The organism is Streptomyces sp. O3 (assembly GCF_054788135.1).
The window spans coordinates 136,088-152,459 of the sequence record NZ_JBTVYK010000005.1 but is presented as its reverse complement, the minus strand read 5'-3'; the positions used below and the strand labels follow the sequence as shown (position 1 = coordinate 152,459).

At 66.5% G+C, this 16,372-nt stretch carries 11 protein-coding genes; 3 read left to right on the top strand and 8 right to left on the bottom strand.

Features of this window, described 5'->3' with window-relative positions; all coding sequences use genetic code 11:
- Positions 1 to 31: 31 nt before the first annotated feature.
- The 8 genes from ACX6XY_RS04865 to ACX6XY_RS04830 all read right to left on the bottom strand — a co-directional run bounded on the left by ACX6XY_RS04865 (position 32) and on the right by ACX6XY_RS04830 (position 7,797).
- Positions 32 to 1,156: a hypothetical protein gene (locus tag ACX6XY_RS04865; protein ID WP_460326735.1), complete on the bottom strand. Its 1,125-nt coding sequence runs from the start codon at positions 1,154 to 1,156 to the stop codon at positions 32 to 34.
- Between the two features lie 205 nt (positions 1,157 to 1,361).
- The gene (locus ACX6XY_RS04860; protein ID WP_460326733.1) at positions 1,362 to 1,556 is read right to left on the bottom strand and encodes a hypothetical protein; all 195 of its coding nucleotides are present in this window, start codon (positions 1,554 to 1,556) and stop codon (positions 1,362 to 1,364) included.
- Positions 1,556 to 2,347: a hypothetical protein gene (locus tag ACX6XY_RS04855; protein WP_460326731.1), complete on the bottom strand. Its 792-nt coding sequence runs from the start codon at positions 2,345 to 2,347 to the stop codon at positions 1,556 to 1,558. Before ACX6XY_RS04855 ends, ACX6XY_RS04860 begins: the two co-directional genes overlap by 1 nt.
- Positions 2,348 to 2,601: 254 nt before the next feature.
- Entirely contained in the window at positions 2,602 to 3,618 is a 1,017-nt protein-coding gene (locus tag ACX6XY_RS04850; protein WP_460326729.1) for a glycosyltransferase family protein, read from the bottom strand.
- Positions 3,619 to 4,914, bottom strand: a complete 1,296-nt coding sequence (gene serS / locus ACX6XY_RS04845) for a serine--tRNA ligase (protein ID WP_460326727.1) — start codon at positions 4,912 to 4,914, stop codon at positions 3,619 to 3,621.
- On the bottom strand, positions 4,907 to 5,620 hold the full coding sequence (locus ACX6XY_RS04840; RefSeq protein ID WP_460326725.1) for a histidine phosphatase family protein: 714 nt from the start codon (positions 5,618 to 5,620) through the stop codon (positions 4,907 to 4,909). The genes serS and ACX6XY_RS04840 overlap by 8 nt, the downstream gene beginning before the upstream one ends.
- A 9-nt stretch (positions 5,621 to 5,629) precedes the next feature.
- Positions 5,630 to 6,547, bottom strand: coding sequence for an aminoglycoside phosphotransferase family protein (locus ACX6XY_RS04835; RefSeq protein WP_460326723.1), 918 nt, complete (start codon positions 6,545 to 6,547; stop codon positions 5,630 to 5,632).
- Positions 6,547 to 7,797, bottom strand: coding sequence for a methionine adenosyltransferase (locus ACX6XY_RS04830; RefSeq protein WP_460326721.1), 1,251 nt, complete (start codon positions 7,795 to 7,797; stop codon positions 6,547 to 6,549). Before ACX6XY_RS04830 ends, ACX6XY_RS04835 begins: the two co-directional genes overlap by 1 nt.
- Before the next feature lie 298 nt (positions 7,798 to 8,095).
- Between ACX6XY_RS04830 and ACX6XY_RS04825 the strand changes: the two genes are divergently transcribed.
- From ACX6XY_RS04825 to ACX6XY_RS04815, 3 genes are all read left to right on the top strand, one after another.
- The gene (locus ACX6XY_RS04825) at positions 8,096 to 9,286 is read left to right on the top strand and encodes a helix-turn-helix domain-containing protein (RefSeq protein ID WP_460326718.1); all 1,191 of its coding nucleotides are present in this window, start codon (positions 8,096 to 8,098) and stop codon (positions 9,284 to 9,286) included.
- Between the two features lie 18 nt (positions 9,287 to 9,304).
- On the top strand, positions 9,305 to 10,027 hold the full coding sequence (locus tag ACX6XY_RS04820; protein ID WP_460326715.1) for a creatininase family protein: 723 nt from the start codon (positions 9,305 to 9,307) through the stop codon (positions 10,025 to 10,027).
- Positions 10,028 to 10,661: 634 nt separating this feature from the next.
- Positions 10,662 to 15,920 (top strand): scabin-related ADP-ribosyltransferase, encoded by a 5,259-nt coding sequence (locus ACX6XY_RS04815; RefSeq protein WP_460326713.1) that lies wholly within the window; start codon positions 10,662 to 10,664, stop codon positions 15,918 to 15,920.
- Positions 15,921 to 16,372: the final 452 nt, after the last annotated feature.

The window sequence follows — 16,372 nt, the reverse complement described above, 5'->3', positions numbered from 1 at the left end:
TAGAGTGACCAGCAGACTTCCTGTCAGTCGGCTAGAAGAGGCCGGTGCGCATGTGGTGCGTGAGGTTTTCGAGGATCTCGCGCAGCCACGGGCTGCGGACGGCTGGCAGCCGGACCAGGGTGTGCCGGAACACTTCCGGATCGGCCCGGAACAGTTGACGGGGGCGTGGCGCGGGCGGGTCGTAGTCGTCGCGGAGGACGCCGACGGGCAGGGCGCCAGAAGTGGGGACAGGCAGGTTCGCCCTGGGGAAGGCTAGCCACAGCCACACTCCGAACGGCAGCGGCACCAGGTACGGTACCGGGTCGGCGGGGGCCCAGGTCTTTCCCGTCTGAGGGTGGGACGGCACGAGCAGGATGGAGGCGTCTGCGCTGGGTGCCGGCAGTCCCGGTCCGGCCAAGGCAGCGGACCGCGCCTGTGGGCCCGCGGGCAGCAGGGCGTCGAGCGCGCGTTGGAAGACCTGCCCGGCCAGGCCCTCCGGGACGATCACCGGTTGGCCCTCTGAAGCCGCCAGCAGGTGGGCGAGCGCCTGGCCTGCCGCAGCCTCCCACTGCGGGCTCCACAACCACCAGTAGTTCGACCAGTGGCCCGCCGCCATCCGCGACCCCCAGGCGGCGATCGGCTCGAAAGGCGGCGTGCCCGTCCCTTCCGCCAGCAGTTCCGCCCAGGAAAGCGGCGTGGTGGCGTCGGCGCCGTCGATGGGAAGGCGGCGTACGGCGTTCGGGGCGAGCCACATCGCCTGCCAGAGCGAGCAATCGTCGATCCGGCTCGCCACGGGCAGGGCGCACTCCGCGCAGGCCACGTTGGGTCCGTCGGCCCCGTCGAGGCCGCAGCAGTAGCCGCCCCCGCGTCCTTCCGGGATCAGTACCGTGCCGTGGGCGTCGCCCGGCGCGATGACGATCGCGCCAGGTGCGCCGTCGGAGAGGACGGAGACCGGCGCGTAGACACCGCGGGCGGCCGCCTCGTCCGGATGGATCTCCTCCCACATCCGCCACGGTGGCCCCCAGGGCTCCGGGTTCACGGCGAACGTGCCCGGGTCCATGAGCACCGGGAGCTGAAGCCCGTTCCCGTATGTCTGATGAGCGTGAGGAGGCAGCGCGACCTGGGACAGTGGGATGGTCAGCCTGGCGCCACAGCCAGCGCACACGAAAACGAACAAACATCCTCCGCAAGAAGACCAAAGGGCATCGTCGCAGCTCAGTAGCGGATCGGCCAACGTGTTTCTTTGCCTCTGCACGAGACCGTGCACCACCACGGTGCGTAGCGTCACCGTTCGAATCTTCGGTGTGCGCGGCGCCTGCCGAAGTGGTGGAGGTGCGGCAAGAATCTGAGCGGAAGTCCGGCGGTCTCGCTGCTGACGAGCGTCAGAAGTCGAGGCCGGCGATCATTCCGGCCACGCTCGTCATGAGCTTGTTGATGTCGTCAGCAGCTCCGGTGCTCGCCAGGAAGAAGCCGAAGAGCACGGCGACAACTGCTGGACCGGCCTTCAAGGACTTCCCGCGAATCAGCACGACCAACACCACGCCCAGCAGGAGGGTTGCGGAGATACTCAGTTCCATCAGCAGATCACCACTGTTCCGTCTGGCACTGCACATCGACGCCTTGGTGATGTTCGGGCGTACCGCACAGCGGATTCCTCCTCGATAGCGCTGCAGACCGAAGGCCATGGAACAGGGAGGTTCGTACTGGCCTCCCAGTGACAGTGGAACCAGCGAACGATGGCGCTCGTTCCGAGTCGAACGAGATGGGGTGGCACCGTCGCGAGCACCCGCCTGGCAACGCCGCCGGCACCTCGTGCGGCGGGGGTGATGCCGCTGCCCAAGAGCAGGGTCGCGGTGCGGATTGCGTCGAGGGCCGCAGCGGGCGCCGCATCGGCGTACGGGCCGAACATCAGCTGGCTCCAGTCGCATCGGGTTCTGGCCCAGGCGATCCGTTCGAGCCCAGTGCCCAGGTCCAGGGCCATGCGATCAGGGTGGTTCGTGTTCCAGAGGAGGACGAGGTCACCGATGGCGAGGCCGAAGTGGTGGAACATGAGAGTCACTCCGGCGACCTGCCTGCGGTGCCACGTCTCGACACGTCCGTGCACCTCTATGTGCCTTGCGTGGAACCCGAGTTGGGAGAGGACGTAGAGCCAGTCGTCGAGGGTCTCGGCATAGTGGTCGAAGCCGGTGATGGGCTGGACGCGGGAGACGTTGACGAAGGAGGTCAGGAAGCCGTCGAGCAGGTCTCCGTTCAGATCGCGGTCTCCGGTGAAGCGGACGACGGGCTGTGGCAGGAAGCCCTTGCGGTAGGTGGTGGTGCGGCCGTTCTTGAGGAGTGGGTCCAGGGCCTGGACGGCGGAGATGGTCATCTCGGTCTCGCGCCCCCAGCGCAGTGGCAGGGGCTCGTTCCGCGGGACTCCTCTGGTCGCGAAGGCTGTGGTGAGGCGGGCCAGCAGCGTGTTCCAGGACGGTGGCGTGCGTGGCGGTCTGTAGGGCGTGCCGTGGTCGCGGTGGTGTATCCGGAAGTCGCGTCCGCCTCGACCACTCGAAATGAACTCCCACTGTGGTCCGAGTACGTGGCGTAGCGCGGCGACGGCCTGGTAGGCGTGCGAGTGGCTCTCCATCACAGCGCCGCCAGCGCCTCGAAGTGGCGTACGGGGTCGAAGCGGACGAGGCCGGTTTCCTGGACCTCATGGGGGTCGAGTGTCACGGCCTGTTCGATGGCTTCCGCGAGGGCGTGGGCAGCGCTTTCGTCGTCGTCCGCGGGTTCGGTGATGGCGGTGACTCCCGTACGGTCGCAGAGGGCCGCTTGGGCGCAGGTGCCGTCGCGCCAGGTCAAAGCTGCGATGGGGGTACCGGCGCGTAAGGATTCGCCGAAGACGGCGGCGCCGGCTTCGATGTAGGTGCGGGCGTAGGTATAGACGAAGGCCGCGCCGTCTGTAAAGGCCGCGGTCTTGGCAGCTCCGCCGAGCTCCCCCACCCATTCGACGTGGTCGGCGGTAAGGAGCCGCTCGTGGCGTCGTACATAGTCCTCGTCGAAGACCGGGCCGACCAGGCGTATCCGACGGCCGAGGATCTGAGCCGCGCGGGCGGCGAGGTGGGGCGCCTTGTCAGCATCTATGCGCCCGAGCCACACGAGGTCCTGGCCCTTCACCGCCGGAGGTTCGTCCTCGTCGATCCCCAGATGGACGGCGAGCTCAGGGGATGGGCGGTGGGCGGCGTAGCGCTCGGCCATCTCCGGCGAGTAGCAGTAGAGGCGCGAGCGTTCGCCGTCGAAGGCGTCGGGGGTGTGCTGGAACGAGGGGTGGTGCTGAAAGGTGGCGACGTCGCAGTCCAGCTCGCGCCACGTTCTGACCCACTCGGGGCGTGAGGGGTATTCGTGGCCGACGACGAGGAGGTCGTAGCCGGCGGCTTGCAGCTCGCGCTCGGCGAGGGAGCCGGGGGTGGTGTCCTCCAGCCGGACCGGCTTGCGGACCCAGTGGTCTTCGAGGTCCGTAAGCCAGCCCGGTCCGATGAGGTGTACGTCGGCGCCTGCGGTGCGGGCTCCTTGGGCGACTGCCCAGAGCCATCGTTCGATCCCGCCGTATCCGGACGGGGGGAATGCGTACGTGCCGGGGAAGTCGCAGACGCCGACGAGCATCTAGTCCTCCGAAGGGGTTCCGTCCGCCTTGATCCGGCGGAAGCCGAGGTACTTGACGAGGGGTTCGGGCAGCAGGACCGAGCCGTCGGCCTGCTGGTGCTGTTCCAGGACGGCCGCGAGGGTTCGGCCGATGGGCAGGCCGGAGCCGTTGACCGTGGCTGCCGGGGTGGGCTTGCCGTTCTCGTCGCGGGTACGGATGCCCGCGCGGCGGCCCTGGAAAGTGCCGAAGTCGGAGACCGAGGAGATCTCGCGGTACGTGTTCTGGCTGGGCAGCCACACTTCGAGGTCGTAGGTGAGCTGGGCGGAGAAGCCTGTGTCGCCGGCGGCGAGCGTGACCACGCGGTAGGCGAGGTCGAGCTCCTTCAGGCACGCCTCGGCGTGGCCGACCATCTTCTCCATCTCGGCGCGGGCCTGGTCCGGGGCTGCGATGCGCACCATCTCGACCTTGGAGAACTGGTGCTGCCGGATCAGGCCGCGGGTGTCCCGGCCGTACGAGCCGGCCTCCGAGCGGAAGCACGGCGTGTGCGCGGTGAGCGCGAGCGGCAGCTCGGCGGGCGGGATGATCTCGTCCGCGTAGAGGTTGGTGAGCGGGACCTCGGCGGTGGGGATCAGGAACAGGTCCCGGTCCGCGACGCCGGTCTTGAACAGGTCTTCCTCGAACTTCGGCAGCTGCCCGGTGCCTGTCATGGTCTTGCGGGTGACCAGGTACGGCACTGCGTGCTCGACATAGTCGTGGCGGCGGGTGTGCAGGTCGAGGAAGAGGGACGCGAGGGCACGCTCCAGTGCGGCGCCGACGCCGCGCAGGACGCTGAAGCGCGGTCCGGACAGCTTGGTGGCCCTGCCGAAGTCCAGGATCCCCATGCCCTCGCCGAGGTCCACGTGGTCCTTGGGCGTGAAGGAGAAGGCCGGCGGGGTGCCGACCTTGCGCTGCTCGACGGCGAAGTCCTCCGAGTCCCCGTCGGGGGCCTCGTCGGCGGGCAGGTTCGGGATCGTCAGCAGCAGCTCGGTGAGCTCCTGCTGGATCTGCTCCTGCTCGGCGTCGGTCTCGCGGATCTGCTCCTTGAGCTTGCGCGCGGTCTCCTTGAGGGCGGAGATGTCGCCGCCGGCCTTCGCGGTCTGCTGGACCTCGGCCGCGATGCGCTTGGACTCGGAGCGCAGCTCGTCACCGGACTGGATGCTCTTGTTCCGACGGGACTGGAGGGACTCCAGAGAGGAGAGGTCCAGGCTGTAGCCACGGCGGGCCAGGCGGCGGACAGCGTCCTCGCCCATGTCGATCAGAACGCGAGCATCATGCATCAGGGAGTTCCCTCTGTGCGTGCGGGTGATTTACCCGATCGAAGGTAGCAACATCCGCTTCATGATCCTTACGAGGTTTTCCCGGGGCGGTGGTGCCCGAGCGCGCACCCCGCTCCTGACGTGCGTCGAGATCGCCGAGCAGGCTCTTCACGCAGCTCAGCAGGTCGTCATCGGCGAAGGTGAGCGGCTGCACGTACGGCGCCTCAGGGAAGAACAGCGGTATCTCCTCATTCGGCGTCCGCTCGCGGTGCCACAGGAGGACCGAGACGAGCAGTCCGTGGCAGACGATCACCCTCGGGCCGGGGTGCTCGGCAGCCGCCAGCAGTCCGGTGAGCATGCGGCGGATTCCCTCCCGCTGGGACTCGCGTGCGCCCGGGGGCCGGCGCTGCCCGCCGTGCTCCGTCAGCCAGGCCGCGTATTCCAGGAAGGGGCCGCCCTCGAAGTCTCCGTAGTCCAGCTCGTTCAGCTGCGGGACGATCACCGGTTCCGGTTCCGGTACGGCCATCAGGCGCGAGGCGGTCTGATGAGCGCGGGGGAACTCGCTGCACAGCCAGGTGGCCACATGCCGGAGCGGGAGCAGGTGCCAGGCGAGGCCGCACGAGGCATGGCCCTCCTTGCTGAGCGGGATCGGACGCGTCGGGTCGCCGTTCACCAGGTACTGGCGGCTGTTGTGGGTCTCTCCGTGGCGCAGGATGTACGTCTTCATCGCTGCTCCTCACTCCTCAAGGCCGGATGCCATCAGCGCGGTCAGGACTTCCGCGGCGGGGTCCTGGGCCGGGTCGCTGATCTCCGTGTAGTAGAGGAGCGCGTCCAGGGCGATTGCCCGGCACCAGGCGGAGAGCTCCGGAACCGTGATGCCGGAGATCCGGGAGGCGAGCGCCAGGCGCTCGAACATCGCTCGCCCGAGTTCGTAGTGGACCGTCCAGAACGCCCAGTCGTACGCCGCGTCGCCCACCAAGGGGTGAGGGTCGATGAGCCGGGCGTGCGCCCGGCCGTCGAAGATCACGTTCTCTCGGTAGAGGTCGCCGTGCAGCACCGTCGTGCGGGCGGGCGAGGGCTTCAGAGCGTGGAGTTCCGGCAGCACCTCGCGCGTGAGCCAGCCTTGCGGCCCGAGGTCGAGCCTCACCGTCCGATCCGTGACACGCGGCAGCACCGTGTCCCGGAGGAAGTCATCGAGCCGGGGCAGCACCGGGCGATCCCGATGGCGGCCGACGGTGTGCAGGCCGTGGACCACCGCGGCCGCCATCGGCACTTCGCGTGCGGGCCGGGCGGCGCCTCCCGGCCGGCCGCCGACCAGTTCCATCGCGGCCATCGACAGATCATCCGCGGTCTCGATGACGTCTGCCGTCGGACCACCGGCCCACAGGGCGAGCGCCGTGATCTCATCCCGGTAGCGAGCCGGATCGAACCAGGCTTTCAGCAGGACCGGGGTGTCCAGCTGGTCGACGGCCACGGCGACGACCGACGAGTGGCCCGCGTCGTGATAGGTCCGCAGGGTCAGCTTCCAGCGCTCGGCAGCCGCTGCCAGCAGGTGCGGGGCGGCGTCGAGCCAGTCCTCGGCCGACGGACCGTAGTGGGCCAGGAGCCGCTCGCGTGCTCCCGGCAGTACATTGCCCAGTGGGGAGGCGGCCATCAGCTGAGCACCATTCCGTCCGAGACGAGTTCGTCAGTCAGGGCCGGGAAGGCATCCATGGCCTCGATGACCAGGGCCTGCACCTTCTCGATCTCGACGTCATCGGCGGCCAGGCGCACGAGGATCCGCCAGGGCTGGTCGAGGCGCTGGCCGGTCGTGGAGACCAGGTGGACCTCGGCGTGCTCGCCGGTGGCCTCGTGCAGGTCGGCCGCGAGCCGCTGGGCGGCGATGTTGTAGAGCTTGCCGACGTGGTAGACGGGGTTCTTACCGTTGGCGCCCTCCAGGTTCATCGGCCGCAGCGGTGTGATCAGGCCGTTGACCCGGTTGCCTCGGCCGACGACTCCTTCATCCCCGGACTCGATCGAGCTGCCGGTGTAGGTGAGGTACAGCTCGTCCTTCTCCGGTACGTCGCGGGCGTTGAGCCGGAAGCTGACCGCAGCACCGGGCAGCCGGAGCGCGGCAATGCGATGGCACTCGGCGAGCACGCTCTCGGTGTTGCGGACGTATTCGGCGCGGCCGGCGACGTGCCGGGACTTCTGCGGGACGCACAGCACGACGTCTGCCTGCTCGCCGTCCCAGTAGCCCATGAGCTTGACGTCGGAGCCGCACCAGCAGTGGGCTCGGGTGAAGTCGCTGTCGCCGGAGAAGTGGTCCACGAGCTCCCGCACGAACGACTCGAAGGCGTTCTCCGGTGCCCACCCCGTGCCCAGCGACGTGTCGTTCGCGAACCGTGTCCGCCGCTCGCGCAGGTCGTTGATCGAGCGCGGGTTGAACCAGCGGGTGCGGTCGGGGACACCGTCTCCGGTGAGCACGGCGCCGGGGCTGGAGTTGCTGGTGATGTTGAAGGCGATGTCGAGGTTATCGTTCAGCTCGGGAAGCCGCTCGGCGAAGAACGCCCGAACCTCGGCCTCGACGATCTCCGTGACGGGGATGCGCTCACCCCCGCAGGTAGGTGCGGCCCTGCCGTTGACCAGCACACGTACCGGCGCGGTCATGGCACCGCCGCCGTAGCGGACCTCGCTCGCGCCGCCCAGCAGGGCGAGCTTGTCGAAGTTGTGGTGCAGGACTGCACCGAAGTGCCGAACAGTAAACCGGCTGTAGGCGCGGGACAGCCGCTCGGCCAAATGATCGGCGAGCGTGTCCGGGTGCCCGAGGCCCTTCCGTTCCACGATCGTGGTCGCATCCGGGCCGCGGACGCCTGTCTCGATCACCAGGTGACTGTTGCCGGAGGACATACTCGTACGGGGCATGGCGAACTCCTGACCTTGGGACGGAAGGCGGGATGCACGTGCGTACGCAACGAGAGCGAGGGACACAGCAGCAGCTGGGATCCCGCGCCAACAACGCGAAGAGACAGAGCTGACGAGCCGTCGGCCTGGATGAGCGCCTGGCTGACCGCCCGTGTTCGAGACAAGTAAGCCGCAGCCACGCTCACCGAGCAGTGGACAGGGTTAACAAGGCCCCGTGTTAACTGTTAACTCCCCATCGCAACCACCAAGTTGGCGGCACGATAGAACGACGGACCGCGACGACTGGGGGGGCATAGCTGTGAAGCCGCAGAGCAAACTACGGCTGGCCAGGAAGGCACGGGGCTGGACGCAAGCCGACCTCATCGACGCGTTGATCACGGCAGCTGAGCGTCTCGGCGTCGAGTCGCCGGCGCCAGGAAGCTGGAAAACCCTCATCTCCATGTACGAGAACGGCCGGCGCCTCGTGAGCTCGGATCACCAGGCGCTGTTCCGCGAGGTGTACGCGGCCACGGACGAGGAACTTGGCTTCCCCACCGCCAGGGTGATCCGGCCCCTGCCCTCCGCACCGAGCAGACGGACGACCAAGTTCCCGGTGCCCGTGAACCCCCAGATGCTGGCCTACCTGACCTCCGTGCTCCAGCAGCACGCCCAGGCCGAGCCGCTCGTCGGCCCGCAGTTCCTCGTCCAGCCGGTCCAGAGCCAGATCCCACTGATCGAGCAGATGTGCCGAGAGGCATACGGCCCGCTGCGCGACGACGTGCTCCGGGTAGGGGCCCGATACGCCGAGTTCTTGGGGTGGCTCCACCAGGACACGGGCCACACAGCCGAAGCCATGCGGTCGACAACCCTGGCGATGGAGTACGCGCAGGAGCTCGGCGACCCCATGCTGATCGCGTACATCTTCCAGCGCCGCAGCAACATAGCCACCGAGGCGGGCCACGCCGGCCACGGCGCAGGACTCGCCGCGGCGGCGCTCCGCCACGCGGCGGACCTCTCCCCGCGCGTGCACGCCGTGGTACTGCGACAGCTCGCGAACAGCCAAGCCGCCCTCGGAGAACGGACCGAGACCCGTCGAGCCATCGACCAGTCCCTGGCCGCGGCCGAGAAGGGCACGGACGAAGACCCCATGGCCGGATACTGCTCGGTGGCCTACGTCGAGATGGAGGCCGCCAATTGCGACGTGAAGCTGGAGCAGCCAGCCCACGCGGTCACGGTCTACCGGGACAGCCTGAGCCACTGGCCGGCCGTTCAAGAACGCGACCGCGGTCTCTGCCTCGCCCGCCTCGCCACGGCGAACGCGCTCCTCGAAGACGTGGAAGGCTCCCATGACGCAGCGGCACAAGCGCTCGCGATCGGGCAGCGTACGGGCTCCTCGCGCATCCTCAACGAGCTGTACGACCTTCAACCACGCCTTGCGCGGTGGCGCAAGCTGGTGGAAGTTTCGGAGTTGAACGATGCGCTGGACACAATGAAGCGAGCCACCGCGTAGCCGAGCTGAGGGAGTCCCGTGAACCTGCTGCCGACAGCCACGAGCACCGATGTCCAGGAACTGCAGCCGCGCGTGGCCGTACTTCCCGTCGGATCCTTCGAGCAGCACGGGCGCTACCTCCCGCTGATCACCGACACGGCCATCGCCTCGATCATCGGCCAGGAGATCGCGGGCACCTACCCCGTGCACCTGCTCCCGCCCCTCACCATGTCGTGCAGCCACGAACACGGCACCTGGCCCGGCACGGTGAGCATCAGGGCCACGACGCTGATCGCGGTGATCGACGATATCCGGTCATCTCTCGCCCGGTCCGGCATCGAGAAGCTGGTGATCGTCAACGGGCACGGCGGCAACTACGTGCTCTCCAACGTGGTCCAGGAGGCCAACGTGGACGGGCCTGCCGTATCGCTCTTCCCGCTCGGTCTGGACTGGGACCGCGCACGGGAACGCGGCGAACTCGTCTCGGACAAGCACGGAGACATGCACGCCGGGGAGATCGAGACCTCGATCCTGCTGCATGCGGCACCGGAGCTGGTGCGTGAGGGATTCGCCGAGGCGGATCACGACGGAGGAACCCGCCGGTTCCTCCTCGTTCAAGGGATGAGCGGGTATACCGACTCCGGCGTGATCGGCTACCCGTCCTATGCGACGGCGGGGAAGGGCAAGGCCGTGCTGGAGAGCCTTCGGATGAGTTTCGCGGAGCACCTCAAGGTCTTGGGCGAAGGTGAACCGAGGCGTTGACGCCGGTCGCACGCCGCCGGCATCTCCGGCCTGGTGTTGTTGGCCTTTGCCCAGGGGATTGACACTGTCCGATTCCTACTGGGCGTACTGAGCTGCCCCGAGTCTCGTAGAGTCCGGGGATCTTGTTTCAGGTGGACTTCAGGGTCTGCTCCTGGCTGCGCCAGACGGCTTCCTCGTACTCGGCGGGCGGTACGTAGTCGAGTGCGGAGTGGAGGCGTTCTTCGTGTCGCCCGTTCGACCTGGTCGACGCTTCGCGCCGGAAAATCTCAAGATCATCGACGGAGTCCCTCGCTGGACGCCCACAGCAGCTTTCTAACGGACAGCCAGCGATGGGATCCAGTCAGAACGCACCGGGCTCATGCGCTTTGAGTGACAAGAAGATACGTTTCTGTCTTGGTCGCACTTTGATCACAGTGAGGCACCTCCGTGCAGCTTGCGCGAAGGTGACATTCCGGGGGAGGGAACTGTGGTGAAGAGCCGTTTTCGGTGGGCCCGCGTTCCAGTGTGCCTGGCCGCTGCATGGAGTTTGCTGCTGCCAGCCATCGCGCAAGCGGTGCCGGTCCAGCAGTCGAGAGCTCAAGCAGCGGTGACTGCGAAGCATAAGAGTCCCAGGCCGGCGAAGCCGCAGAAGCCGATGACGCTCAAGGAGCGTCGCTCCCAGGTAGCGGAGGACCGGTTCAAGGCGGAGATCCCGGAGAACACACCGCCGCAAGCCCCAACCGTTCAGGCGAGCTACACCCCATGGGGGACGCCTCAGTTCGTGGTCGTCACCGGCTCCGAAGGCGGACTGAGGTCGCAGGCCGGGCCTACATACAGGGATGACTTCGAGGGGATGGTAGTCCCGGGCGAGACGGTTTCTGCTGCAACACTCGTCAGGAACTCAGACAGCCTCAAGGGCCCCAGCGGTAAGCCATGGGACTGGATCGATACACCGCATAGGGTCAAGGTCACCTGGACCGTCCAATGCGCCGGCAAGCAGAAGCATTACGACCTCGGCCAAGAGGTCATGACGCACTCTGGGGTATGGGCGAGCTATTACCCTCCCGACGACGAGCCCATCCTTCGGTTCGAAACCACGGTGGACCCCGAGCAATGCTCCGGAATGCCCAACCCGACGTTCGTGGTCATGGCGCATGCCACGGTTGTGGATGTCGAGGACGGCGGAACTGGGACATCCCCAGCAGATGCATACGTAGTCGAGTCAATTCCCGGGGACCAGACCCGTGGCTGCGCGCCCGATCCGTGTGCTTCCGCCACAACGGCGTTCGCGCAGCCGCAGTCGCATCGGGGCATCTCAGTCAACAGCGCAACGGGTGCGTTCACAGACGCGTTCACCGATGCTGACCAATCTGCTGCAGGCGGTGGCCTGAATCTCACCCGCTTCTATGCATCGGACAACGGCACTGCTGGTTCCCTCGGTCCAGGCTGGACATTCCCCTGGGACGCCCACCTGACCACTGATGTGGACGGCAACGTCACCCTTGTCTCGGAGGCCGGGGCGAAGTACCAGTACTCGAAGGACGGTTCCGCCTACAAACGTCCGGCCACAAGCCGCTCCACCCTCAAGCAGCGGGATGGCGGCGGTTACACACTGACGACCCCCAGTCAGCGGACATTCGCATTCGACACCGATGGGCAACTCACCTCGTCCAAGGACCGCGCAGGGCGGGGCCTTGAGTTCACCTACGAACAGGGACGCTTGGCGTCGATCAAGGACGCCGCCGGCCGCACTTCCAGGGTGTCCTACACCGGCGACCTGCTGACCCGCATTGCGATGCCGGATGGACGTCACGTCGACTACGGCTACGCCGAAGGGCGTCTCAAGACGGTCACGGGAACCGACCGGAAGACGGTCACCTACAGCTACGACGCTGAAGGGCGGCTTGCCTCCGTCCAGGATGCCAAGGGCCACTTCGCAGTCCGCAACACCTACGACGCGCAGGGCCGGGTCATCAGCCAGCTGGATGCGGCTGGCGAAGAGACGTCCTTCGCGTACAAGGGCACCGAGACCGACACCACCATGCCGGACGGCGGTATTTGGACGGACATCCACATCGGGAACATCCTCACTGCCCAGTACGACCCGTTCGGTAACAAGACCTACTTCGCCTACGACGGACAGGCGAACATCACCCGGATCACAAACCCGCTGGGCAACAAGACCAACTACAACTACGACTCGCGCGGGCGGCTGACCGCCGCTGAGACCGCTTCGGGCGCCGACTGGAAGTACACCTACGACGCTCTCGGCAACATCAGCAAGTTCACCGATGGTGAGCGGAACGCCACAACCTACGCGTACAACGCGAAGAACCTTCCCGAGACCACGACCGACGCTCTCGCCCAGGTAACGAAGTTCGCCTACACCTCTACGGGTCGGCTGCAGACGGTCACAGACGCGTTGGGCAAGCAAACGCGCTACGGCTACAACACGGCCGGTGACCTGACCTCGGTTACGTATCCGAACGGCGCGCGCGCCACACAGAGCTTCGACGGTTCAGGGCGCCTTACCTCCATCACCGACCCGAGGGGCAACGCGGACGGCGCGAACCCTCAGGACTACACCAGCACCTACACGTACGACGACGCCGACCGGTTGCTCACCTCGACCGATGCGAAGGGCCGCACCACCAAGCGGACCTACGATGACGCAGGCAATCTGGCCTCCCTCACCGACGCCGACAACGAAACCACCACGTACACCTACGATGCGGCGAACCGGCTGACCGACGTCAAGGACCCGGCCGGCAACATCGTCAAGCAGACATACGACAAGGTGGGACGCCTGGCATCCATCACGGACGCCACCGGCGGCAAGACCACCTACACGTATGACAAAGCCGGGCGCATGGTGTCGATGACGACACCGCGGGGCAACGCCTCGGGCGCCGATCCGGCGAACTTCACGTGGACATATGGCTACGACAAGGCCGGAAACCAGACCACGGTCACCGACCCGGCCGGGAACACCACGCTCACCACATACGACGTTGAGAACCGGCCCACCCGGGTCACAGACCCTCTGGGCAACATCAAGATCACCAAGTACGACGACGTCGGCAATGTCGTGGGAACCACAGACGCGCGGGGTAAGTCGACCACCCTCACCTACGACGACAACTACCAGCTCGTATCGGTGAAGGACCGAGCGTACAAAACCGTCACTTACACCTACGACGCGGTCGGCAATCTCACCTCCGAAACCACACCACTCGGATTCAAGACCACCTACGGCTACGACGCGCTAGGCCGCGTCACCGATGTGGTGGAGCCTCGCGGCAATATCACGGGAGCTGACCCCGCCCAGTACACCTGGCACACCGACTACGACGCGGCAGGCAACGCGACCAGTCAGACCGACCCGCTGGACAACAGGACGGTCCGCGCCTACGACAGCGTCAACAACCTGGTCGAGCTGACCGACCCGCGCGGCAAGAAGACCACCTACGGCTACGACGCGCTGGACCGGCTGACCGAGGTCACCGCTCCGGACGGCGGCATCACCAGCCTGGGCTACGACTCGGTCGGCAATCTGACCTCGCGCACCGACCCCAACAACCAGACCACCACCTTCGGTTACGACAGCGCCGGCCGCACCACCCGCATCACCGATCCGCTCGACCGAGCCAGCACCGTCACCTACGACCCGGACGGCAACCGCTCCACGGTCACCAACGCCCGCGGCCAAGTCGCGACCAGCACTTACACCGCGCAGGGGCGCCTCTCGAAGACCACCTACTCCGACGGCACACCGACTGTCGGTTACACCTACGATGCGGCTGGCTGGCCGAAGACCATCACCGACGCGACCGGCACCCGAACGGTGACCTACGACGCCGAGCACCGTCCGCTGACCATCACCTCGCCCGGGGCCGCCAACCCGTTCAAGTACACCTACAACAACGACGGCACGATCAGGCGCCGCACGTATCCCGACGGCCGGGCCACCTACTTCACCTACGACGCCGACAAGCGCATCATCGGCCGGACCACCAACAGCAAGAAGACCACGTATGCCTGGGACGAGTCCGGCAACCTCACCTCCACCCTCTTTCCGACCTCCACGGCACGCGCGGAGACGCGCACTTACGACCGGGCCGGACAACTGGCGTCCGTTTCGGAGGAATCAGGTGCCAGGCACTACACGCGAGATGCCAACGGCCGGGTAGTCGCCGACACCTTCACGGATGCCAGCACCACGGGTCCGGCCAAGCGCTACGGCTACGACGATGCAGGGCGGCTGACCCGGGCCTGCACCGACGCCGCCGCCAGTTCCTGTCTCGATGGCACGGCGGGCAACACCTACACCTATGACAAGGTCGGCAACCTCACCGCCGCCGTGGCAGACGGCAAGACGACGACCAACACCTACGATGCGGCAAACCAGCTGATCAAGGCGGTCACTGGTTCCAGCATCACCGACTTCGCCCACGACGCCGACGGCAACCGCACCAAGGACGCCAAGGGGACCTACGCCTACGACGCCCTCGGCCGCGTCAAGTCCGCCTCCATAGGCGCCGACTCCTTCACCTTCAGCTACGACGCCGATGGCAACCGAACGACTGCCAAGAAGAACAACACCCTGGTCCGCACTTCACGCTGGGACGTCAACCGTCCCCTGGCGCAGATCGCGACTGAAACTGACGGTGCCGGCGCGCTCATCGCTGACTACCGGTACAACCCGCTCGGCGTCCCCGACGCGATGGACCGCACTGGCGGCACGTTCTACTTCCAGCACGACCGGCAGGAATCCGTCACCAGCGTCTACGACGCGGCCGGAGCCGAGCAGTACACCTACACGTACGACGAGTGGGGTTCCACCATCGGCAAGGCCAGTACTGCAGACGGCCAGAGCAGCATCTTCGGCTACACCGGCCAGTACAAAGACCCCTACCTGACAGGACAGCTCGACCTTCGGGCCCGAGATTACGACCCGGAAACCCGTCGCTTCACCACGACCGACCCAATCCGCGCCGGCCCGGACAATCCCAACTCCTCTCCATACGCCTACGCGAATAACGACCCTGCGAACCTGTCCGACCCCTCGGGCCGCTGTCCCTTCTGCGTCGGCGTTGTCATCGGTGCCGTCATCGGCGGAGCCATCGAAGGCGGCATCTACTCCTGGCAGCACCGCAACGACGACAACTTCTCCTGGGGCGGACTCGCCAAAGCCTCCGGCAAGGGAGCCCTATACGGGGCGGCAGCAGGAGTCCTCATGCCGGGCAGCGGCAACCTCGCCGCCCGCGCCCTTGGCCTCAGTGGCGGACGTGCCCTGGCCACTAAGGTCACCGTCAACGCAACTGTCGGCGCTGGTTTCTCTTGGGGCCTCAACGAGATCAACTGCCGCCCTACCGACCCGCAGGACCTCCTGCTCGGAGCAGCTGGAGGGGGCCTCTCCTCGCTCGTTGGCCCCGCGTTCAACTGGCTGAAGAGTCTGCGGGGCGGGAAGCCCACTACGAACCCCTTCCCTGCGATCCAGGTCTCGCCTAAAGCCATCGTCAACCCCAAGACGGTCTACCGCGGCGATGCTCGCGACCCGTCACTTGTCTTCAAGTCAGGGTTCCAAGCCAAGGCTGGCGACGGAAATCTTGACCTTCGCCAGTACGGTTGGTACAACACACCGTCGGCTTGGGTAGGGACGAGCTATCGCCCATCGCTGGCAGCCATGTTCCCCCAGAAGGCAAAGGGGACAACCTGGGTTTACGAAATCCGATCACCTGGAACTGGCATCAACATGAATAAGGCATTGGGATTTGGATACGTATTCCGCGCAGAAAAGGAGGTCGTATTCCCAGGTGGCATCGACCCTACGACCATCGTGCGAGCAGTCCGCTGGTCCTGGGGAATGCCAACGAAGCAGGTAGTCGAGAATCCGGGGTACGTGCCACGATGAGATCCTCTACTCTTCTCGCGCTCTCTTCAGGCGGCGGCAGCATGGAGTGGGTAGTGAGATACTCAACTGAGCCTCCATGGCGCATCGAAGTCGTTCCTTCGGACGGAGCACCAAAGCTCAGCGCAGAGGGCACCGACCTCTTCGAGGCACTCAAGCAGGTACGCCGAGCCTTGGATCAGCAAGGAACCAAACTCTGCTGCAATGGGGCGCGGGTGAATGCTCACCCCTCCCCCATGTTCGCGGAGCAGGGGGCAGAGATCGTCTACCTGCTTCCTCGTGGTCGCCCTCCCAGCACGCGGGACCTCGTCCCCCTGCTGGCGCCGGCACCGGGTTCTGCGGTGGCTACTGTTGAACTGCAAGAACAGACGGTTCGCCATCGTGTCACTGCGAGCTCCCGAGTGCTTTGGCTGGCCAACCCGCAGTGGTGGTGGGCAGTTGCATCGGAGCGCCTC